This window comes from Micromonospora sp. CP22 (assembly GCF_009712475.1).
Classification (GTDB): domain Bacteria; phylum Actinomycetota; class Actinomycetes; order Mycobacteriales; family Micromonosporaceae; genus Micromonospora.
On the sequence record NZ_VCJO01000001.1, the window covers coordinates 531,009 to 552,109 of the forward strand.

Sequence of the window (21,101 nt, forward strand, 5' to 3'; positions counted from 1 at the left end):
CCCGCAGCTGCGGCAGGCCGCCCCGGCAGGCCGCCCTCGCCTGTGGCCGGGTGAGAACCAGCCTCGACTCGACGTCACCGCGCAGGCCCGGTCGGGCAGTTCCACGAAGGGCGGCACCTGACGCGCCAGGGGCGTCCCGGATACTCCGGGACGCCCCTGGGAGCGGGCGGGCGCTGGTCAGGGGGTTAGCGAACCACTGACGTTCAGCGCCACCAACACGAGCTGAACCACGCCCAGCAGTAGACCCACCGCGCCGCAGATCAGACCGGCGAGCGCCTGGCCGGAGTTGCCGGCCAGCCCCTGGTCGGCCTTCTGCTTACCGAGCCAGCCGGTGATGAGGGCGGTCAGGCCCAGCGGAATGCCGAGGTAGCAGCAGGCCAGCGGAATCGAGGCGATACCGAGGATCATCGCCACCAGGCCGAGGGTGTTCTGCTGCCCCTGCGGGCCGGCGAAGCCCGCGTTCGGGTACATCGGCGTGCCGCCGTACGGCTGGGGGGCGTTCGGGTCGGTGTAGGGCTGTCCGTACGCCGGCTGTCCGTATGCCGGCTGTCCGTACGCCGGGGGCTGACCGGTGCCCGAGGGCTGGCCGGCCGGTGGCGCGTACGGGTCGTAGGGCGCGGGTGAGGCCGGCGGCTGGGCCTCCGGCTGTCCCGAGGGCTGCTGACCGTACGGGTCGGCGGGGGGCTGCTGCTGACCGTAGGGGTCGGCGGGCGGCTGCTGGCCGTACGGGTTGGCCGGCGCGGCGTACGGGTTGGCCGGCGGCGGAGCGTACGGGTTGGCCGGCGGCGGTGCGGTGGGGTCCCCGTTGGGCTGCTGGCCGTACGGGTCCTGAGCGGGCTGACCGGGCTGCATCCGCTGCTCAGTATCCGTTGACGGGTTGGGGCTGCATGACGACTGCTCCTCACGGTTGTTCGCTGACGGGCGGCGGGCCGGGCATGCGCCGGTCCTAAGCGACCGGCAGCGTACCCGGTCCGGACCAGCCCGGCTGCCGTGCGATCCCGTGTCGCCCAGCGGATGGGCCCCGGTCGGCGGCCGGATAAGGTGTGCCGGTGACCCAGGCCGCCCGTATCGTCGTCCTTGTCTCCGGCTCCGGAAGCAACCTCCAGGCACTGCTGGACGCGACCGCCGACCCGGCGTACGGGGCACAGGTGGTGGCGGTCGGGGCGGACCGCGACGGGATCGCGGGCCTGGACCGTGCCGTGGCCGCCGGGATACCGACCTTCGTCGAGCGGGTCAGGGACTACCCGGACCGCGAGGAGTGGGACGCCGCGCTCACCGCCCGGGTCGCCGAGCACCGACCCGATCTGGTGATCTCGGCCGGTTTCCTGAAGTTGGTCGGTCCGCGTTTCCTCGCCGCCTTCGGCGACCGCTACCTCAACACGCACAACACCCTGCTGCCGGCCTTCCCCGGCATCCACGGTCCGCGTGACGCCCTCGCCTACGGGGTCAAGGTGACCGGGGCGACCCTCTTCTTCGTCGACGCCGGGATGGACACCGGCCCGATCGTCGCGCAGGCGGCGGTGCCGGTGCGCGAGGACGACGACGTCGACACGCTGACCGAACGCATCAAGGAAGCGGAACGGCGCCAGCTCGTCGAGCAGGTGGGCCGGCTGGTCCGCGAAGGTTGGACGATCACCGGAAGAAAGGTCAGGGTCGGAGTGAACCCCATCGAGGACGGGCGCCGCCCGATCCGGCGGGCACTGGTAAGCGTCTACGACAAGACCGGCCTGGCCGATCTGGCCAAGGCGCTGCACGCCGCCGGTGTGGAGATCGTCTCCACCGGCAGCACCGCGTCGACGATCGCCTCGGCCGGGGTGCCGGTGACCCCGGTGGAGCAGGTGACCGGTTTCCCGGAGATCCTCGACGGGCGGGTGAAGACCCTGCACCCGGCCATCCACGGCGGGCTCCTCGCCGACCTGCGCAAGGACACGCACACCGCACAGCTCGACGAGCACGGCATCGGCGGCATCGACCTGCTGGTGTCCAACCTGTACCCCTTCCAGGACACGGTCGCCTCCGGTGCCGGTCAGGACGAGTGCGTCGAGCAGATCGACATCGGTGGTCCGGCGATGGTCCGGGCGGCTGCCAAGAACCACGCCTCGGTGGCCGTGGTGACCGACCCCGACGCGTACCCGATGCTGCTGGCCGCCCTCGACGGCGGTGGCTTCACGCTGGCGCAGCGTCGGACGCTGGCCGCCCGCGCCTTCGCCGCCATCGCCGAGTACGACGTGGCGGTCGCCGAGTGGTTCGCCGAGACGGTCGCCCCGTCCGCCGACGGCTGGCCGCACTTCGCCGGGTCGGCGTTGCGGCGGCAGTCGGTGCTGCGCTATGGCGAGAACCCGCACCAGGCCGCCGCGCTCTACACCGACCCGGCCGGGCCGGTCGGGCTGGCCCAGGCCGAGCAGCTGCACGGCAAGGAGATGTCCTACAACAACTACGTCGACGCGGACGCCGCCTGGCGGGCCGCGAACGACTTCGCCGACCAGCCTGCGGTGGCCATCATCAAGCACGCCAACCCGTGCGGCATCGCGGTCGGCGCGGACGTGGCGCAGGCGCACCGCAAGGCGCACGCCTGCGACCCGGTCTCCGCTTTCGGCGGGGTCATCGCCGTCAACCGGCCGGTCTCGGTCGAGCTGGCCGGGCAGATCGCCGAGATCTTCACCGAGGTCGTGGTGGCGCCCGGCTACGAGCCGGGCGCGGCCGAGGCGCTCCAGGCCAAGAAGAACATCCGGCTGCTGCGCGCGCCGGAGTTCCGACCGCGTCCGGCCGAGTGGCGACAGGTCACCGGCGGCGTCCTGGTGCAGCAACGCGACGCGATCGACGCCGAGGGCGACGACCCGGCCACCTGGCGGCTGGCCACCGGCGAGGCGGCCGACGAGGCCACCCTGGCCGACCTGGCCTTCGCCTGGCGGGCGGTACGCGCGGTGAAGAGCAACGCCATCCTGCTGGCCCGTGACGGTGCGACGGTCGGCGTCGGCATGGGTCAGGTCAACCGGGTGGACTCGGCCCGTCTCGCGGTCAGCCGGGCCGGTGCCGACCGGGCACGTGGCGCGGTGGCCGCCTCGGACGCGTTCTTCCCGTTCGCCGACGGGCCGCAGATCCTCATCGACGCCGGCATCCGGGCGATCGTGCAGCCCGGTGGCTCGATCCGCGACGAAGAGGTGATCGACGCCTGCAAGCGGGCGGACGTCACGATGTACTTCACCGGCACCCGCCACTTCTTCCACTAGGCACGGCTGGCGGCGACGCCCGTCGTCGCCGCCGGCCACCCGGTCAGGCGGGCGGTTGGAGGGTCGCCACGGTCCGCTGTCGCGCCAGCAGGCCGGAGATGCCGTCGGCGGTCATCGGTCGGCCCAGGTAGTAGCCCTGCCCCCGGGTGTAGCCGAGTTCGCGGAGTACGGCGACCTGCTCGGCGCTCTCGACCCCCTCGGCGACGGTCTCCAACCCGAGCGCGTGGGCGAGCTGGATCACCGCCCGGGCCACCGCCTGTCGGGCGTCGACCGCCGACGGCTGGCCGTCGTCGATCTCGATCCCGTCGACGAAGGACTTGTCGAGCTTCACGATCGCGGCGGGGAAGGCCCGCAGCAGGCTCAGTGACGACTCGCCGGTGCCGAAATCGTCCAGCGAGAGGCGGATCCCCATCCGGTCGAGTTCGAAGAGGGTCCGGGAGACCTGCTGACCGCGCAGTACCGCCGACTCGGTCACCTCCAGCACCAGCTGTTCGCAGGGCAGCCCGCTGTCGGCGAGCGCAGCCGCCACGTCGGAGACGAAGTCGGGGTCGTGCAGTTGCCGCGCGGAGACGTTCAGCCCCGCCTCCTGAAGCGCGTCCGGCCCGAACTCCAGTGACCACGCCACCGCCTGGCGGCACGTCTCGCGCAGCACGAAGCGGCCCAGCGGCACGATCAGGCCGGTTCGCTCGGCGGCCGGGATGAACTCGGCCGGGCTGACCACGCCACGGCTCGGGTGGTGCCAGCGGACCAGCGCCTCGACCCCGACCAACCGGTAGTCGTCGAGCCGCAGGATCGGTTGGTAGACGACCCGCAGCTCGTTGTGGTCCAGGGCCCGGCGCAGCTCGCCGCCGAGCTGCATGTGCCGCAGCACCGGCTCGCCCATGCCGTCCACGTAGCGGACGAAGCTCGCCTTTCCCCGCTGCTTCGCCGTGTACATGGCGATGTCGGCGTCCCGCAGCACCGAGTCGACGGTGGCTCCCGGCGTGGCGTCGGCGATGCCGATGCTGGCCTGCACCAGCAGGCGGTGCTGGCTGATCGGCTGGTCGAGCGCGGTGAGCAGCCGACCGGCCAGCTCCTCGGGGTCGGCGTCCGCGCCGGTGAGCAGGACGGCGAACTCGTCACCGGCGACCCGTACCGGCAGACCGTCGTCGCCGACCTCGGCGCGCAGCAGCTCGGCGACGGAGACGAGCAGCCGGTCGCCGACGCCGTGCCCGAGCAGGTCGTTGACGGTCTTGAAATCGTCCAGGTCGACCAGGAGCACCGACGCGGGTGTGGTCGCGGCGAGCGCGGCGGCGAGCCGGTCCCGGAAGAGCACCCGGTTCGCCAGCCCGGTGAGGCCGTCGTGGCTGACCTCGTACTGGAGGCGCTCCTCCTGGACGCGGGTGTTGTGCAGCAGCCGGGCGTTCTCCCGGTACGCGATGAACTGTCGGGCGCTGACCAGCGCGGTCACCACCACGGCGGTGACCAGGACCACCCGGACCGGCCAGGTCAGCGGGGCGCCGAAGGCGAGCGCGAGCAGTGGCACGTCGACCGCCACCACGGCCAGGTACGGCAGGAGCATCCCGTTGCGGGACTGATCGCGCCGGACGCCGAGTTCGGCCCGCCACTGCGCCGCGACGCCGAGGGTGAAGAACACCGGGGTCAGCGGCATCACGATCGCCTGGGCGGGGATGCCCGCGACGTACCCGTACCGGACCGCGAGCACGGCGACGATCCCGGCGGTGACGCCACCGCTCGCCGCGACGAATCGCAGGGCGACGCGGTCCACCGGGCCACCGGTGACGAAGGACACCTTGGTGGCGGCGCCGACCGCGACCAGGAACGCGAGCCCGACCAGCGCCATCGCCTGCGTGCTCCACGGCTCGTCGGCGGACAGCATCGGGGCCAGCCCGATGTAGCAGAGCAAGGCCGTGCAACCGAGGAACGCGATCATGCGATCGAGCAGGATGCGCCACCGCTCGACACCGCCGGCCTCGACGACGGGCACCCGGCCGACCGCCCAGATGGCGATGACGAATCCGATCGCGACGGAGGCCGCCGCCGGTAACGGCATGCTTCGGGTGCGGGCCTCGGCGGCGTGCGTCAGCATGTCCAGCGCCAGCCAGGCGTACCCGATCGTGATGAAGACCGCCGCCACGAGGAGCGCGCGCCAGAAGCGGCGGCTGACCGGGTCGAGTTCGGCGCAGCGGAGCAGGTGTACGACGGACCCGGCGGCGAGGACCGAGCCGCCGGGAACGAAGACGTACGCGAGCGCCTCGGTGCCGGCGCCGACGGTGAAGTTCGCGACGCACCAGACGGTGCCGAGGGCGACGACCACGACGGTGGCCTGCACGAACCGCCCCATGATCCGGCTGTTCCTCGCGGCGACCCCGGTGGTGGGGTCCGTCGTTCGCCGAAGCGCCAGCTGCGTCACGGCACTGACCATAGTGACTGCGGAGGGTCACGACATCGGTCATCGGTTGCGTCTTCCACAAAGGATCGACACAGCGGTGTCCACTACGGAGCGAGGTCGCCCTCACGGCCCCGGGCGTAGCTCGGCGAAGTGGCAGGCAGACGGGTGGGGGTCGGCGGCGCGCAGCACCGTCTGCGGGTCCTGGACGGCGCAGATCTCCTGAGCCTTCCAACAGCGGGTCCGGAAGTGGCAGCCGCTGGGCGGGTCGGCCGGGCTGGGCACGTCACCGCGCAGCCGGATGATGCTGCGGTGCTCCCGGGCATCCGGGTCCGGCACCGGCGCCGCGGAGAGCAGCGCCTGGGTGTACGGGTGGGTGGCCCGCTCGTAGATCTCCTCCTCGGTGCCGATCTCCACGATCCGGCCCAGGTACATCACCGCGATCCGGTCGGAGATGTGCCGCACCACCGACAGGTCGTGCGCGATGAAGATGTAGGACAGGCCCAGTTCGTCCTGCAGCTCCTCCAGCAGGTTGATCACCTGCGCCTGGATGGAGACGTCCAGCGCGGAGACCGGCTCGTCGCAGACGATCACCTCGGGCCGCAGCGCCAACGCCCGGGCGATGCCGATGCGCTGCCGCTGGCCGCCGGAGAACTGGTGCGGATAGCGGTTGATGTGCTCCGGGTTCAACCCGACCACGTCGAGCAGTTCCTGCACGCGGCGCTGGCGGCTGCCCTTCGGGGCCGCCTCCGGATGGATGTCGAACGGTTCGCCGATGATGTCGCCGACGGTCATCCGTGGGTTCAGCGAGGTGTACGGGTCCTGCATGACCATCTGCATGTTGCGCCGGATGCGGCGCAGCTCGCCGCCGGAGGCGGCGAACAGGTCCCGGCCGGCCAGCCTGGCGCGGCCGGCGGTGGGCTGCTCCAGCCGCATCAGCAGCCGGGCCAGGGTGGACTTGCCGCAACCCGACTCGCCGACGATGCCCAGCGTCTCGCCCCGGCGGAGCTGGAAGCTCACCCCGTCGACGGCCTTGACCGCACCGACCTTCTTCTTGAACAGCACACCCTGCGTGATCGGAAAGTGCTTGACCACGTGGTTGACGTCGAGGAGGGTCTCGCCGCGCACCGTGGTGGGGCTAGCCGGCGCGGTCATCACGTACCTCCTGGGCGAAATGGCACGCGCTGGTCCGGCCGTCGCCGAGGACCAGGTCGTGCGGCACGACATCCACGCAGACCTGCTGCACGTACGGGCACCGGGGGTGGAAGGGGCAGCCGCTGGGGATGCGCATCAGGTTGGGTGGGAGCCCTCGGATGGTGGACAGCTTCCCGCCCCGCTGGTCCAGGCGCGGAATCGATTCCAGCAACCCCTTGGTGTACGGGTGGGCCGGCGCCCGGTACAGCGACCGGACGTCGGCGTGCTCGACGATCCGGCCCGCGTACATGACCGCGATCCGGTCCGCGACGTCGGCGACCACGCCGAGGTCGTGGGTGATCAGGATCATCGCCATGTCCAGGTCCCGCCGCAGGTCGGCGAGGAGGTCCATGATCTGTGCCTGCACGGTGACGTCCAGCGCGGTGGTGGGCTCGTCGGCGATGAGCACCTTCGGCTCCATCGCCAGGGCCATCGCGATCATCACCCGCTGCCGCATACCGCCGGAGAACTGGTGCGGGTAGTCGCCGAGCCGCTTGGCCGCCGCCGGGATCTGCACCAGGTCCATCAGCTCCACCGAGCGACGACGGGCGTCCGCGCGGGACATGCCGAGGCGCTGGCGCAGCGTCTCACCGATCTGCCAGCCGACCGGGAAGACCGGATTCAACGCGGAGAGGGCGTCCTGGAAGATCATCGCGATCTCCCTGCCCCGGATCTGCCGGCGTTGCGCCTCCGGTAGACGCAACAGGTCCTGGCCCTGGTAGCGGATCTCGCCGGAGCTGACGTGTGCCGGCGGGGTGTCCAGGATGCCCACGATGGCCTGGGCGGTGACCGACTTGCCGGACCCGGACTCGCCCAGCACGGCCAGCGTCTCACCCGGGTCCAGGTGATAGCTGACCCCGTTGATCACCTTGGCCACACCCTCGCCGGTGCGGAACTCGACGTGCAGGTCGCGTACCTCCAGCAGGTGTCCGCCGGGTGGGGTGGGCGAGGCCGGCGTCGGCCGGACGGCGTTCTGACTCACGGTGCCTGCCTTTCGCTCGCGGCGGCGGGGCTCGCTGCGCTCACTCCTCGCGCTCGCACGACCGCCTCACCTGAGCTTCGGGTCGAAGGCGTCGCGGATCGCGTCGCCGAGCATGATGAAGGCCAGTACGGTCAGGGCCAGGAAGGTCGACGGGACCACCAGTGGGGTCGCCGACTCCCGCATGTGCACCCGACCGTTGTTGATTTCGATGCCCCAGGAGATGGTCGGCTCCCGCAGCCCGATGCCGAGGAACGACAGCGTCGCCTCGGCGGCGATGAACGAGCCGAGCGCGATGGTCAGCACCACGATGGCCGGGGCGAGCGCGTTCGGCAGGATGTGCCGCCACATGATGCGGCCGTTACCGGCCCCGAGCATCCGCGCCGCGGCCACGTAGTCCTGCTCCCGGGCGGTGATCACCGAGGAGCGGACCACCCGGGCGGCGGTGGTCCAGCCGAGCACCGCCAGCACGAAGATGACCGCGGCGACGCGGACCGTGGAGCTGTCGCTGCCGACCCGCTTGAGCAGGACGATCGCGGCCAGCAGCAGGGGGATGCCGAGGACGATGTCGATCACCCGGGAGAGCACCGCGTCGACCCAGCCGCCGAAGAATCCGGCGAGCATTCCCACGAGCAGCGCGATCAGGCCGGTGAACAGGGCCGAGAGCGCGCCGACCAGCAGCGACGCGCGAGCGCCGTAGACCGCTCGGGCGTACGTGTCGCAGCCCTGGAAGTCGTAGCCGAAGATGGCACCGCCGGAGGGCGCGGCGTGTTGTCGGGACAGTACGCAGTCGCTGGGGTCGTTGCTGGTGAACAGGCCCGGCACGGCGGCCATCGCGGTGACCAGGAGCACCAGGACCAGGCTGATCCAGAAGATCGGCTTGCGGCGCAGGTCGCGCCAGGCGTCGCCGGCCAGACTGCGCGGCTTGCCGGGCCGACCCACCTGGTTCGGCGCACCCGGTTCCCCGGCGGGGCCGCGCCGGGCGGCCTGGTTCTCCGACGCCGCCACCGTCTCGAAGTCACTCATGACCGCACCTCGCTGCGCTCACTCATAGCGGATCCTCGGGTCCAGCACGGCGTACAGGATGTCCACCACCAGGTTGGAGACCAGGTAGACCACGACGAGCACGCTGACGATGCCCACCACCAGTGGGCCGTCCTCGGTGCGGATGCCCCGGAAGAGGTTGAAGCCGACGCCGGGGATGTTGAACACCCCTTCGGTGATGATCGCGCCGCTCATCAGGTTGCCCACCTCGACCCCGAGGAACGTGATCACCGGGATGAGCGAGTTGCGCAGCACGTGCACGCTGACCACTCGCCGATTCGGCAGGCCCTTCGACCGCGCGGTGCGTACGTAGTCGGCGCGCAGGTTCTCGGCCACCGAGGTACGGGTCAGCCGCAGTGCGGTGGCTAGCGAGAGCGACCCGAGCACGATGCCCGGTAGCAGCAGTGCGAAGAAGTCCGGGTCGGCACCGGCGGTGGGTGGGAAGAGTTGCCACTTGACGCCCAGGAAGTACTGCGCGAGCGGGGCGAGCACGATGGTGGGGATACCGAGCACCAGCAGGGTGAGCAGCAGGGTGGCGTTGTCGAAGATGCTGGCCCGCCGGATGCCGGCGAGCACGCCCGCGGTGACGCCGAAGACGACCGCGACCGCGATGGCGATCAGGGCCAGCTTGATGGTGACGGGCCAGGCGGCGGCGAGGATGTCGCCGATCGACCGCCCGGTGAGCGACTCGCCCAGGTCGCCGCGGAGCAGGTTCGAGATGTAGTCGAAGTACCGGTAGAAGAAGCCACCGACCCCGGTGGCGTCGAGGTGGTACTTCTCCGTGAGGTAGGCCCGCTGTGCGGCGGTGACCGGGCGTTCACCGGCGAGGGCCTGGATCGGGTCACCCTGCCCGGCGAACATCAGTGCGTAGACGATCAGCGTGGTCCCGAAGAACGCCAGGACCATCTGGAGCAGACGCCGCACGATGAAGCGGAACATACCGGCAGTCTCTCTGAAAAGGTGCGAACCGCGTGGCGGGTCGGGTCACCTTGACCCGACCCGCTCGCGTGAGTTGTTACTTGATGGCTTCGATCTTGATCAGGTCGATCCGGTCGAAGAGGTCCATCTCGACGTTCTTGACCTTGGTCGAGTGACCGAAGTTGTTCTGGCCGAACCGCAGCGGCACGACCGGCAGGTCCTCGGCCAGCATGTCCTCGGCCTCCTGGTACTTCTTGATCGCGGCTTCCTCGTCGGGGGCGCTGGCGCCCTCGGCGAGCAGGCGGTCGAAGTCCGGGTTGCTGTAGCCGTAGTAGTTCGACGAGCCGTTGGTGCTGTACAGCGGGCCCAGGTAGTTCTCCATGGACGGGTAGTCCATGACCCAGCCCATCCGGAACAGACCCACCGGCTGCTTGGCCTTGACCTTCGTCAGCAGGTCGGCGAACTTGGGCTCGGCGGTGCCGACGCAGTCCACGCCCAGGTTGGCCTTGAGCTGGTTGCAGGTGGCGTCGATCCAGTCCTTGTGGCCACCGTCGCCGTTGTAGGACAGGGTGATCTTCGACGGGCCGCCTGCGGCCTGGTAGAGCGTCTTGGCCTTGGCCGGGTCGAACTCGCCCGAGGCGCCGACGGTGTTCTCCCGGTAGCCGGCGACGGCAGGGGAGACGAACGAGCGGGCCGGCTGCTGCGAGTCCTTGAAGATCGACCGAGTGATCTCCTCGCGGTCGATCGCCATCGAGATGGCCTTACGCACGTCCGGGTTGCTGAACTCCTCCTGGAAGGTGGGGAACGCCAGGAAGTGCAGCGACGACGCCGGGCTCTGCTGGAACCGGTCGCCCAGGTCGGTGCCGGCGGTGGAGAGGTTCTCCGTCGGAATGGTCTTGATCACGTCGAGGTTGTCCGACAGCACGTCCGCGTACGCGGCGGTCAGCTGCTGGTAGATCCGGAACTCGACGCCGGCCACCTTCGGCTGCTCGCCGGGGAAGGCGTCGTACCGCTCGACCTCGACCTTGGCGTCGTGCTGCCAGGTGCCCTTCATCTTGAACGGGCCCTGGCCGATCGGCGCCTGCTCGTAGCCCTCGGCCAGCTCGCCGGGTGCGGAGAAGGCGGCCTTGGGCAGCGGGTAGAAGGCGGTGTAGCCGAGCATCGCCTTGAACTCGCTGTACGGCTGCGACAGCGTGACGGTGAAGGTCAGGTCGTCGACCTTCTTCAGCCCGCTGAGCGTCTTGGCCTTCGGGCTGTCGCCCTGGAGGTCGTCGTAGCCGGCGATCTTCTCGAAGAAGTAGCTGGAGTTCTGGCCGTTCGGCGCGTACGCGCCGTAGTTCCACGCGTCGATGTAGTTCTCGGCGGTGACCGCCTCGCCGTTGTGGAAGGTGTAGCCGTCCTTGAGCTTGATCGTCCAGGTGGTGTTGTCCTCGGACGTGATCGACTCGGCCGCCACCTCGTACGGCTTGTGGGCCTCGTCGTAGTCCACCAGCGGGCTGAACAGGGCGGCGAGCACCTGGGAGCCGCTCGTCTCGTTGGTGTTGGTCGGCACCAGGTGCTGCGGCTCGGCGATCTCGATCCGCACGGCCGCGTTGGGGTCGCTCTCGCCGGATCCACCGTCGCCGCCCGAGCCGCAGGCCACCAGGCCCAGGGTCACCGCGAGCGGGAGGGCGGTCCAGGCAGCGAGCCTACGAACACGCATCTAGCCTCCTCATCTCCATTACGCTGCGCAGTCGGGCCCGGCATTGGGTGACGCTGCGCAACGATCGGCAACGGTAGGTCGTGTGCCGCGACTCGGCAACGTAGCGGTTGCGAAGGGGTAACAGAACGCCACCCCCGCCTTGTCGGGCTGGTGTGCGCGTGCTACGAGAAGCGGCCGTAACACCACTATGACGTGCGGAGATGTTAGCGACTTTGGGTGTCGGCGGCGAACTCCGGTCGCCTGGTCACCAGGCTGTCGTGATCGCCGTAATGCGATCGTTCGTGCCTGGCTGTCCGGTGTCACTGTGCGGCACTCCACAAATCGTCACGCTAAGTGACAAAGAACACCTCACGCAAAGTAATCTGACCGGCTGGGATGACCGAGGCTGGCGAGGTCGGGGGAGCCGACGGCGACGGGCGTGAGACGATCTGCTCGTGACGGCGACGCTTCTGGATGGCAAGGCGACCGCGGCCGAGATCAAGGACGAGCTGCGGGCGCGGGTCAAGGCGCTGGCGGAACGGGGCACCGTGCCGGGGCTCGGCACGGTGCTGGTCGGGTCCGATCCCGGCTCCCAGGCGTACGTCAACGGCAAGCACCGGGACTGCGCCGAGGTCGGCATCGCCTCGATCCGCCGGGAGTTGCCGGCCGACGCCAGCCAGGAGCAGGTCGACCGGGTCCTCGCCGAGCTGAACGCGGACCCGGCCTGCCACGGCTACATCGTCCAACTGCCGTTGCCGGCGCACCTGGACACCCAGCGGGTGCTGGAACTGATCGACCCGGACAAGGACGCCGACGGCCTGCACCCGGTCAACCTGGGTCGGCTGGTGCTCGGCTACGACGGGCCCCTGCCGTGCACCCCGCGCGGCATCGTGGAGCTGCTCCGCCGGCACGACGTGCCGCTGCGGGGCGCCAACGTGGTGGTGGTGGGCCGGGGCAACACGGTAGGCCGACCGCTGGGGCTCCTGCTGACGCGGCGCAGCGAGAACGCCACCGTCACCCTCTGCCACACCGGCACCCTCGACCTGGCCGCGCACACCCGGGCCGCGGACATCGTCATCGTGGCGGCCGGAGTGCCCGGCCTGCTCACCACGGACATGGTCGAGCCCGGTGCCGTCGTGGTCGACGTGGGCATCACCCGGGTGATCGGCCCGGACGGCAAGGGCCGCTACACCGGCGACGTGGATCCGCAGGTCGCCGAGGTGGCCGGCAAGCTGGTGCCGATGCCGGGCGGGGTCGGGCCGATGACCCGCGCCATGCTGCTCACCAACGTGGTGGAGCGGGCCGAACGCGGCTGAGCGCGCCACGGGCCGGTCACGCGCGTACCGCCGAACCCGGTCAAGAGCATCCTCCGTCCCGGGTACGAAAACCCCGGAGTGCTCATAACCGTCCGCCCCTGGCCCGCTCGGTGCCAGGATGGCTGATACGGTCCGGAAAACCGACTGGTATCAGGGAGTGGGACGACCATGGGTAAGAAGGTCACTGTCGTCGGGGCCGGCTTCTACGGCTCCACCACCGCGCAGCGCCTGGCCGAGTACGACGTCTTCGACACCGTCGTGATCACCGACATCATCGAGGGCAAGCCCGCAGGCATCGCCCTCGACCTCAACCAGTCGCGTGCTGTGGAGGGCTTCGAGACCAAGGTCGTCGGCGTCACGACCGGTCCGAACGGTGAGGGCTACGAGAGCATCGAGGGCTCGGACGTGGTGGTCATCACCGCCGGTCTGCCGCGCAAGCCCGGGATGAGCCGGATGGACCTGCTGGAGACCAACGCCAAGATCGTGCGTCAGGTCGCCGAGAACGTGGCCAAGTACGCCCCGAACGCCGTCGTCATCGTGGTCTCCAACCCGCTCGACGAGATGACCGCGCTGGCCCAGATCGCGACCCAGTTCCCGCGTAACCGGGTGCTCGGCCAGGCCGGCATGCTGGACACCGCCCGGTTCACCAACTTCGTGGCGGAGGCGCTGGACGTACCGGTGAAGTCGGTACGCACCCTGACCCTCGGCTCGCACGGCGACACCATGGTTCCGGTGCCGTCCAAGAGCACGGTCGACGGCAAGCCGCTGCGCGAGGTCATGCCGGCCGAGCAGATCGAGGACCTGGTCGTGCGTACCCGCAACGGTGGCGCCGAGGTGGTGGCGCTGCTGAAGACGGGGTCGGCGTACTACGCCCCGTCGGCGGCGGCGGCCCGGATGGCGAAGGCCGTCGCGGAGGATTCCGGCGAGGTCATGCCGGTCTGCGCCTGGGTCGACGGCGAGTACGGCATCTCCGGGGTCTACCTCGGCGTGGAGGCCGAGATCGGCGCCCAGGGCGTCAAGCGCGTGGTGGAGACCGACCTCGACGCCGACGAGCTGGCCGCGCTCAAGGAGGCCGCCGAGGCCGTCCGCGCCAAGCAGGCCGACGTCGCCAACATGTGATTCCACTCCCTGCCGAGCGCCCCACGACTCGCGGTCGTGGGGCGCTCGGCGTTGCGCCCGGCCGGGGCACGGTCCGCGCCGCTGACCGCCTCCCGCTGGTGTGCGTCGGCCCCGGTGGGGTATTGCTTCGCCGGCCCACCCGTGGCGGTGCCTCCGGCCTGCCGGTACGGGCCGACCGGTGGGCGCGGCGTTCCTTGTCCGAGCCGATCCAGTACGCTCGTACTGCTTGAGCATGTCCCCTGAGAGGAGCGCCGGCCGATGGCGAAGATCAAGGTAAACAACCCGGTCGTGGAGCTCGACGGCGACGAGATGACCCGGATCATCTGGAAGCAGATCCGGGAGCAGCTGATCCTGCCCTACCTCGACGTCGACCTGCACTACTACGACCTCTCGATCCAGCACCGCGACGCGACCGACGACCAGGTCACCATCGACGCCGCCAATGCCATCAAGGAGCACGGCGTCGGCGTCAAGTGCGCCACCATCACCCCGGACGAGGCGCGGGTGGAGGAGTTCGGCCTGAAGAAGATGTGGCGGTCGCCGAACGGCACCATCCGCAACATCCTCGGCGGCGTCGTCTTCCGCGAGCCGATCATCATGTCCAACGTGCCGCGACTCGTCCCCGGCTGGACCAAGCCGATCATCATCGGCCGGCACGCTCACGGCGACCAGTACAAGGCCACCGACTTCGTGGTCCCCGGCCCGGGCACGGTGACCATCACCTACACGCCCGCCGACGGCTCGCAGCCGGTCGAGATGGAGGTCGCCAACTTCCCCGGCGGCGGCATCGCGATGGGCATGTACAACTTCGACGAGTCGATCCGGGACTTCGCCCGGGCCTCGTTCCGCTACGGCCTGGACCGTAACTACCCGGTCTACATGTCGACCAAGAACACCATCCTCAAGGCGTACGACGGCCGGTTCAAGGACATCTTCGCCGAGGTGTTCGAGAACGAGTTCAAGGCCGAGTTCGACGCCGCCGGCCTCACCTACGAGCACCGGCTCATCGACGACATGGTCGCCGCCGCGCTCAAGTGGGAGGGTGGCTACGTCTGGGCCTGCAAGAACTACGACGGTGACGTGCAGTCCGACACCGTGGCGCAGGGCTTCGGCTCGCTCGGCCTGATGACCTCGGTCCTGCTCTCGCCCGACGGGCGCACCGTCGAGGCCGAGGCCGCACACGGCACGGTCACCCGGCACTACCGGCAGTGGCAGAAGGGCGAGAAGACCTCGACCAACCCGATCGCCTCGATCTACGCCTGGACCCGTGGCCTGGCCCACCGGGGCAAGCTGGACGGCACCCCGGCGGTCACCGAGTTCGCCAACACCCTGGAGCAGGTCATCGTCGACACCGTCGAGAGCGGCCAGATGACCAAGGACCTCGCGCTGCTCATCTCGCGGGACGCTCCGTGGCAGACCACCGACGAGTTCATGAACACCCTCGACGAGAACCTGGCGCGTCGCCTCGCCGCCTGAGTCGGACCGGCACGGGCGGGCACCTCACGGCCACCCGCCCAGCCGTCGCCCGCGTGTGATGCGCCGTGGTCTCCGAGCCCGCCGGCCGAGTGCCGGCGGGCTCGGTGTCTCCGGTACGCGAACCAGCGGCGTGTCGTGCCGGGACGCGCCAGGTGGCGTCACTTCGCCCGGCGCGCCTCGTTGACCTGGGTGGACGAGATGCCAGTCCCGTCCTGGAAGGTTGACCGTCGCCACCGCGCGGCGCGCGTGCCCAGCAGCCAGCCTTCCCGGCTGTCGAGTACAGCCAGCCGTCCCTTCCCCGCGGGGGGCCCTGTCCCGGGCCCCCCGCGCCCTGCTGTCCGGGGTCGGCTTGCGCGGCTCCGCGTCACGCCGTGCGCAACAGCTCGGCGGCCCGCTCCGGCGCGATGTCGTTGATGAAGACCCCCATCGCCGACTCCGAGCCGGCCAGGTATTTCAGCTTGTCCGCCGCCCGCCGGACGCTGAACAGTTGCAGGTGCAGGAACCCCAGCTCGCGATCGACGCGTACCGGTGCCTGGTGCCAGGCGGCGATGTAGGGCATGGGCGAGTCGAACAACCTGTCGAAGCGGCGCAGCAGGTCCAGGTAGAGCGGTCCGAAGGCGTCGCGTTCCGGGTCGGTCAACGCCGGGATGTCGGGTACCACCCGATGCGGCGCGACGTGCACCTCGAACGGCCACCGGGCCGCCGCCGGGACGTACGCCGTCCAGTGTTGGTTGGTCGCCACCACCCGCTCGCCGCTGGCCCGCTCGGCGGCGAGCACGTCGGCGTAGAGGTTGCCGCCGGTGCGCTCGGCGTGCCGACGGGCCGCGCCCAGCAGCGACCGGGTGCGCGGCGTGACGAACGGGTACGCGTAGATCTGCCCGTGCGGGTGGTGCAGCGTCACCCCGATCTCCACGCCCCGGTTCTCGAAGCAGAACACCTGCTCGACACCGGGCAGCCCGCTGAGCACCGTGGTCCGGTCGGCCAGCGCGTCCAACACGGTACGTACCCGGCTCGGTGGCAGCGCGGCGAAGGAGGCGTCGTGATCGTCGGTGAAGCAGACCACCTCGCAGCGTCCCTGCCCCGGTCGGGCCGGGGTGAACGGGGTGATCGCCGCCGGCTCCGCGACCACCCGCTCGCTCAGCGCCGGGAACCGGTTCTCGAAGACCGCGACCGCGTATTCCGGGGCCGGGATCTCGCTGAACCGGTCCTCCGTCGAGGGACAGAGCGGGCACTGGTCGGCCGGCGGTAGGAAGGTCCTGGTCTGCCGATGCACCGCCAACGCCACCCACTCGTCGGTGAGCGGGTCGTAGCGCAGTTGGGAGGCGGGCGGGGGAGACGGCAACCGGCGTCGGTCCGGCTGGTCCCGGACGGCGTCGTCGCGCTCGTCGAAGTAGATCAGTTCGCGGCCGTCGGCCAGGGTGATCGCCGTACGCTTCATCGTCATGTCCCGTCTCGGGTCACCGGTACGACGATCAGCTCGCCGACCCGGTCGGTGAGCAGTTGTCGCGCCTGCGGTGTCAACCGGTCGTCGGTGATCAGCACGTCGGCCGTGCTCAGGTCGGTGATGGCCGAGATCCCGACCGTGCCCCACTTGGTGTGGTCGGCCAACACCACCAGCCGGTCCGCCGCCGTGACCAGCGCCCGGTTCGTCTCGGCCTCGGTCAGGTTCGGCGTGGTGAAACCGGTCCGTTCGGTGATCCCGTGCACGCCGAGGAAGAGCAGGTCCAGGTGCAGGGTGCGGACGGCGCCGACGGCCACCGGCCCGACCAGGGCGGCGGAGCGGGTGCGTACCCCGCCGGTCAGCACCACCGTCTGGTCGGCGCGGCCCCGCTCGTGCAGGATGTCGGCCACCGGCAGCGAGTTGGTCACCACGGTCAGGGCCGGCACGTCGACCAGTTGCCGGGCCAGCTCGGCGGTGGTGGTCCCGGCGGAGAGCGCGATCGCCGCCCCGGGCCGGACCAGCCGCGCGGCGTGCGCCGCGATCGCTGCCTTCTCGGCCTGTTGGCGCACCGACTTCGCCCGGAAACCCGGCTCGTCGGTGGCACCGGCGACGGTCGCGCCGCCGTGCACTTTGGCGACCAGGCCACGCTCGTGCAGCAGATCGAGGTCGCGGCGGATGGTCATCTCCGAGACACCGAACTCGGCGGCCAGGTCGCCGACGCGTACCCCGCCGGTCACGCGGACCCGGTCGAGGATCGCCGCGTGGCGCTGCTGCGCGAGCACCCGACCCCTCCCGCCTCACATGAGCGCACACCTTCTAACAGAAACAAACACTAGTGCTCGGGGTCGAACATCGCGAGCAGCGGGTGCCCGGATATCAGAGCGTGGGCAGGCGGGGCTCCACCCAACCGGTCTCGGTCAGCTGGTGCAGCACCCGCTGCACCGCTTCGTCGACGGTGAGATCCGTGGTGTCCAGCACCAGATCGGCGTCGGCCGGCTCCTCGTACGGGTCGTCGATGCCGGTCATCCCGGTGAGCAGCCCGGCCCGGGCGCGGGCGTACAGGCCCTTACGGTCGCGCTGCTCGCAGACCTTCAGCGGGGTGGCGACGTGCACCAACACGAACCCCGCGCCCGCCGCGACCGCCATCTCCCGGGCAGCCGCCCGCGCGTGGGCGTACGGGGCGATCGGGCAGCAGATGGCGATCCCGCGGTGCCGGGCGATCTCGGCGGCGACCCAGCCGATCCGGCGCACGTTGGTGTCCCGGTCGGCCTTGCTGAAGCCCAACCCGGCGGTCAACTCGCGGCGCACCACGTCCCCGTCGAGCAGGGTGACCGTCCGATCGCCCGCCTCGCGCAGCGTGTCGGCGAGCCCCCGGGCGACGGTCGACTTGCCGGAACCGGAGAGCCCGGTCAGGAACACCACCAGGCCACGGTGCCGACGGGGCGGCCGGGCCCGGCTCAGTTCCTTCGCCACCGCCGGAGGGGTGTGCCACTCGGGCAGGGGGAAGCCTCGGTCCAGCAGATCGTCGATCTCCGCCTGGGTCAGCGCCAGCCGCCGGTTACGGGGCGGGATGTCGTCGCGCCAGCGCCACTGACCGTCCCGGTTGTCGTAGGCCAAGTCGCGGGGCACCAGCACCCGCAGCCCGGCCCCGGAGAGCATCTCGCCGGTGGAGAGCAGATGGGTGACGCCGTACGCGGCGGAGACCCGGGCCAACAGCAGGGCGTCGCTGATCTCGTCACGCCGCCGGGAGAACGGCACGGCGACCACCGTCGCCGGTGGCATCCGGTCCCGGGCGGCGAACACGCTGCGTACCAGCGCCTCCGGTGCGAGCCCACCGGTGCCGTCCTCGCTCACCGGGATCATGACCAGCAGGTGGGCGCTCAGGGTGCGTACCGCGTGCGCGATCTGGGCCAGTTGCGGCCGGTGCAGCGGGCGGTCGGCGACCACCCCGAGCACCCGGCCGGACGGCAGCAACGCCCGGATCTCCTCGGGCGTACGCCGCAACCGCCGGAACGGACCGTGCCCGCCGTCGCCCAGCCGCCGTACCGTCCCACCGACCCCGGCCACCGCGTCGCGGATCGGCCATGCGTCGGCCACCTCCAGGGCCGCCATCGGCGCGCCCTCACCGTCGGTGAGGACGAGCGTCCGACGCTCCGGGTCGGCGAGGTCGAGCTGCTGCACCAGCGTCGCGGGCACCTGGAGGGACACGGCGACCGGCCACGCAGTGCCGTCCACGAGCTGGCCCCGGCGGCTGACCGAGACCAGGTCGGCCCGGGTCATGAAGCCGGCCAACGGCGCGTACGCGCCGATCAGCAGCAGTTCGAGATCCGCGAGCTCACCGGGACGCGGCGTGTACGTCGGCGCGTTCCGCAGCACCTCGTCGGGCAGCACCCACCCGTTGCTCATCAGACCCCCAACTCCGGCGACCGGCACACAGTTTCGCAGCCGGTCGCCGATCGGTCGAGAGCGCCACCGGTGCCGCCGGTGCGGCCCACCGACCCCCGGGTGCCGCCCACCGACCCGCGAGTCGACCACCCGGCCTGGCCGAGTCGCTGCCGCACGGCGACCTTCAGCCGTTGCCACGGCCCGGTCCTCGGGGCCGGGGCAGCCGGCCTGGGCCGTGGTGGCCGCTTGTCGACGACCACGGGGCGAGCGCCGTCGGCGGCACACGACAGGGCCAGCGGCAGATTCGCGTCGACCTCGAACCCGGAACCGGTGAGCCGCGCCTTGAGGATCCAGTCGCCCTCGGTACGGCCACCGTCGAGGGTGCGGAAGTCGACCGCCGCCCGGCCCTGCCACATCAGCCGCAACCCGCCCCAGCGATGCGGTACTCGGTCCACCTCGAAACTCACCGGCAGGTAGAACTCGTCGCCGTCGGCGACCCGCCGGGCGACCACGTCGAGCCGGGCCCGGCGCAGCTCGTCGGTGGTCGCCAGCAACTCGTCCGAGCAGTCGACCAGCTCGGCGGGAATCTCCTCGACCGGTAGGGCCAGCAGCTCCCGACCGTCCGGGGTGCGGTCGTACGAGACGGGCCGGTCACCGACGCGGAGTCGGCCGCCGACCGTGACGGTCAACGTGTGGCCGGTCAGCTCGTACGCCTTGAGCCGGACCTTCGCCTGGATGCCCGCCTCCCACTCGGCGATGCGGAACAGATCCTCGATGCGTCCCCGTTCGGCCAGACCGGCGACGGTTCGTTCGAGCGTCGGCAGCCCGGCGGCCACCCCCGGCGCGAACCGCTCCCGGATGGTCCGCCCCACCTCCGCCACCATCCGGTCGACCCAGTCGCGGGGCGCGTTGCGCAGCCGATCGCCGCGCAACCGGCGGACCATCTCGATCCGCAACCAGCGCTGGTGCAGCCGGTCCCGGAACGGTCCCGGCTCGGTGTGCGCGTCGACGATGTCGAGGACCTCCCGCAGGCTGCGGAAGTAACCCCCCGGTTCGATCCGAGCTGCGGTGAGGTTGCCGCCGCCCGGCCGCCGCGAGTGGTGATAGCAGGTGTAGTCGGACAGCACACAGGTGCGCTGGGACAGCAGGTAGGCCCGGGTGACCAGGTGATGATCCTCCAGCCGTTTGCGACCCTCCTCCGGGAACCGCAGGTCGTGCTCGATCAGGAAGGCCCGGCGGAACATCTTGTGGCAGGTGAGGCTCTCCATCAACGGCGCGTCGGCCAGCGTGGCGTCGGGCCGGTTGACCCGGAACAGGTCCCGGGGCACCGAACGACCGTGTCCGGCCATCCGGCCGATGGCGATGTCCGCGCCGTTGTCCACCGCGTACCCGTACAGCCGGGCCAACGTCTCGTCGGCGAGCCAGTCGTCGTCGTCGACGAACTGGACGTACTCGCCGACAGCCCGCGCCATGCCCAGATTGCGCGGGCGCGACGGCCAACCGGAATGCTCGACGTGCAGCACGTGGAAGTGCGGGTGGGTGGCGGCCAGGGCGTCGAGCCGGGCCGGGGTGGCGTCGGTGGAACCGTCGTCGACGAAGATCACCTCGAACTCGCTCGCCGGCATCGACTGACGCAGCAGCGACGCGACGAGCCGGTCCAGAGTGTCGCCGGGGTTGTACGTCGGCACCACCACGCTCACCCTGAGGGCCCCAGCGGTCATGGCTCTCCCGTCACCCGGCGTACCGCCGCACCGGGCGGACGGTGAGATCCATTGTGTAACACGGGATCCGGCCCTGCGGGGACAGACTGTCCGCCGCGCCCGGTCGACCGGCCGCCGACCACCCTAGGGGGCGCGGGTGCGTCGGGATCAGGGGAAACGGGGGTTGGTTCCGGAGCGCGGTGGATCGCCCGGCGGCCCTACGCTGACC

General features: G+C 70.8%; 15 protein-coding genes and 1 pseudogene. 5 read left to right on the forward strand and 11 right to left on the reverse strand.

Features of this window, described 5'->3' with window-relative positions:
• Positions 1 to 177: 177 nt before the first annotated feature.
• Entirely contained in the window at positions 178 to 852 is a 675-nt protein-coding gene (locus FF096_RS02455) for a DUF4190 domain-containing protein (protein ID WP_155214620.1), read from the reverse strand.
• Positions 853 to 1,043: 191 nt separating this feature from the next.
• On the opposite strand from FF096_RS02455, the pseudogene purN reads away from it, so the two are divergent.
• A pseudogene (purN, locus tag FF096_RS26495) lies at positions 1,044 to 1,655 on the forward strand (phosphoribosylglycinamide formyltransferase); the annotation flags it as partial.
• Positions 1,656 to 1,658: 3 nt separating this feature from the next.
• Entirely contained in the window at positions 1,659 to 3,230 is a 1,572-nt protein-coding gene (gene purH / locus FF096_RS02460; RefSeq protein ID WP_309222591.1) for a bifunctional phosphoribosylaminoimidazolecarboxamide formyltransferase/IMP cyclohydrolase, read from the forward strand.
• Positions 3,231 to 3,273: 43 nt separating this feature from the next.
• Here purH and FF096_RS02465 read toward each other — a convergent pair whose 3' ends face one another.
• The 6 genes from FF096_RS02465 to FF096_RS02490 form a co-directional block, all read right to left on the reverse strand.
• Positions 3,274 to 5,643 (reverse strand): EAL domain-containing protein, encoded by a 2,370-nt coding sequence (locus FF096_RS02465; RefSeq protein ID WP_309222520.1) that lies wholly within the window; start codon positions 5,641 to 5,643, stop codon positions 3,274 to 3,276.
• Between the two features lie 102 nt (positions 5,644 to 5,745).
• Positions 5,746 to 6,774 carry an ABC transporter ATP-binding protein gene (locus FF096_RS02470; protein WP_155214623.1) on the reverse strand — a complete coding sequence of 343 codons (1,029 nt, stop codon included), beginning with the start codon at positions 6,772 to 6,774 and terminating at the stop codon, positions 5,746 to 5,748.
• Complete coding sequence (locus FF096_RS02475) at positions 6,758 to 7,795, reverse strand: ABC transporter ATP-binding protein (RefSeq protein WP_309222521.1); 1,038 nt, start codon at positions 7,793 to 7,795, stop codon at positions 6,758 to 6,760. Before FF096_RS02475 ends, FF096_RS02470 begins: the two co-directional genes overlap by 17 nt.
• A 66-nt stretch (positions 7,796 to 7,861) precedes the next feature.
• A complete protein-coding gene (locus tag FF096_RS02480; protein WP_155214624.1) occupies positions 7,862 to 8,818 on the reverse strand; it encodes an ABC transporter permease in 957 nt (318 codons plus the stop codon).
• An 18-nt stretch (positions 8,819 to 8,836) separates the two neighbouring features.
• Positions 8,837 to 9,775 carry an ABC transporter permease gene (locus FF096_RS02485; RefSeq protein ID WP_155214625.1) on the reverse strand — a complete coding sequence of 313 codons (939 nt, stop codon included), beginning with the start codon at positions 9,773 to 9,775 and terminating at the stop codon, positions 8,837 to 8,839.
• Between the two features lie 76 nt (positions 9,776 to 9,851).
• On the reverse strand, positions 9,852 to 11,456 hold the full coding sequence (locus FF096_RS02490) for an ABC transporter substrate-binding protein (RefSeq protein WP_155214626.1): 1,605 nt from the start codon (positions 11,454 to 11,456) through the stop codon (positions 9,852 to 9,854).
• A gap of 434 nt (positions 11,457 to 11,890) precedes the next feature.
• Here FF096_RS02490 and FF096_RS02495 point away from each other — a divergent pair, with 434 nt between their 5' ends.
• The 3 genes from FF096_RS02495 to FF096_RS02505 all read left to right on the forward strand — a co-directional run bounded on the left by FF096_RS02495 (position 11,891) and on the right by FF096_RS02505 (position 15,346).
• Positions 11,891 to 12,751 carry a bifunctional methylenetetrahydrofolate dehydrogenase/methenyltetrahydrofolate cyclohydrolase gene (locus FF096_RS02495; protein WP_309222522.1) on the forward strand — a complete coding sequence of 287 codons (861 nt, stop codon included), beginning with the start codon at positions 11,891 to 11,893 and terminating at the stop codon, positions 12,749 to 12,751.
• Between the two features lie 168 nt (positions 12,752 to 12,919).
• On the forward strand, positions 12,920 to 13,870 hold the full coding sequence (locus tag FF096_RS02500) for a malate dehydrogenase (protein WP_155214628.1): 951 nt from the start codon (positions 12,920 to 12,922) through the stop codon (positions 13,868 to 13,870).
• A gap of 258 nt (positions 13,871 to 14,128) precedes the next feature.
• Positions 14,129 to 15,346, forward strand: a complete 1,218-nt coding sequence (locus FF096_RS02505; RefSeq protein ID WP_155214629.1) for an NADP-dependent isocitrate dehydrogenase — start codon at positions 14,129 to 14,131, stop codon at positions 15,344 to 15,346.
• A gap of 364 nt (positions 15,347 to 15,710) precedes the next feature.
• Here FF096_RS02505 and galT read toward each other — a convergent pair whose 3' ends face one another.
• The 4 genes from galT to FF096_RS02525 form a co-directional block, all read right to left on the reverse strand.
• Positions 15,711 to 16,784 carry a galactose-1-phosphate uridylyltransferase gene (galT, locus tag FF096_RS02510; protein WP_155214630.1) on the reverse strand — a complete coding sequence of 358 codons (1,074 nt, stop codon included), beginning with the start codon at positions 16,782 to 16,784 and terminating at the stop codon, positions 15,711 to 15,713.
• 2 nt (positions 16,785 to 16,786) lie between these two features.
• Positions 16,787 to 17,569, reverse strand: coding sequence for a DeoR/GlpR family DNA-binding transcription regulator (locus FF096_RS02515; protein ID WP_309222523.1), 783 nt, complete (start codon positions 17,567 to 17,569; stop codon positions 16,787 to 16,789).
• 94 nt (positions 17,570 to 17,663) lie between these two features.
• Complete coding sequence (gene cysC, locus FF096_RS02520; protein WP_155214631.1) at positions 17,664 to 19,193, reverse strand: adenylyl-sulfate kinase; 1,530 nt, start codon at positions 19,191 to 19,193, stop codon at positions 17,664 to 17,666.
• On the reverse strand, positions 19,193 to 20,893 hold the full coding sequence (locus FF096_RS02525; protein WP_155214632.1) for a glycosyltransferase family 2 protein: 1,701 nt from the start codon (positions 20,891 to 20,893) through the stop codon (positions 19,193 to 19,195). Before FF096_RS02525 ends, cysC begins: the two co-directional genes overlap by 1 nt.
• Positions 20,894 to 21,101 lie beyond the last annotated feature (208 nt).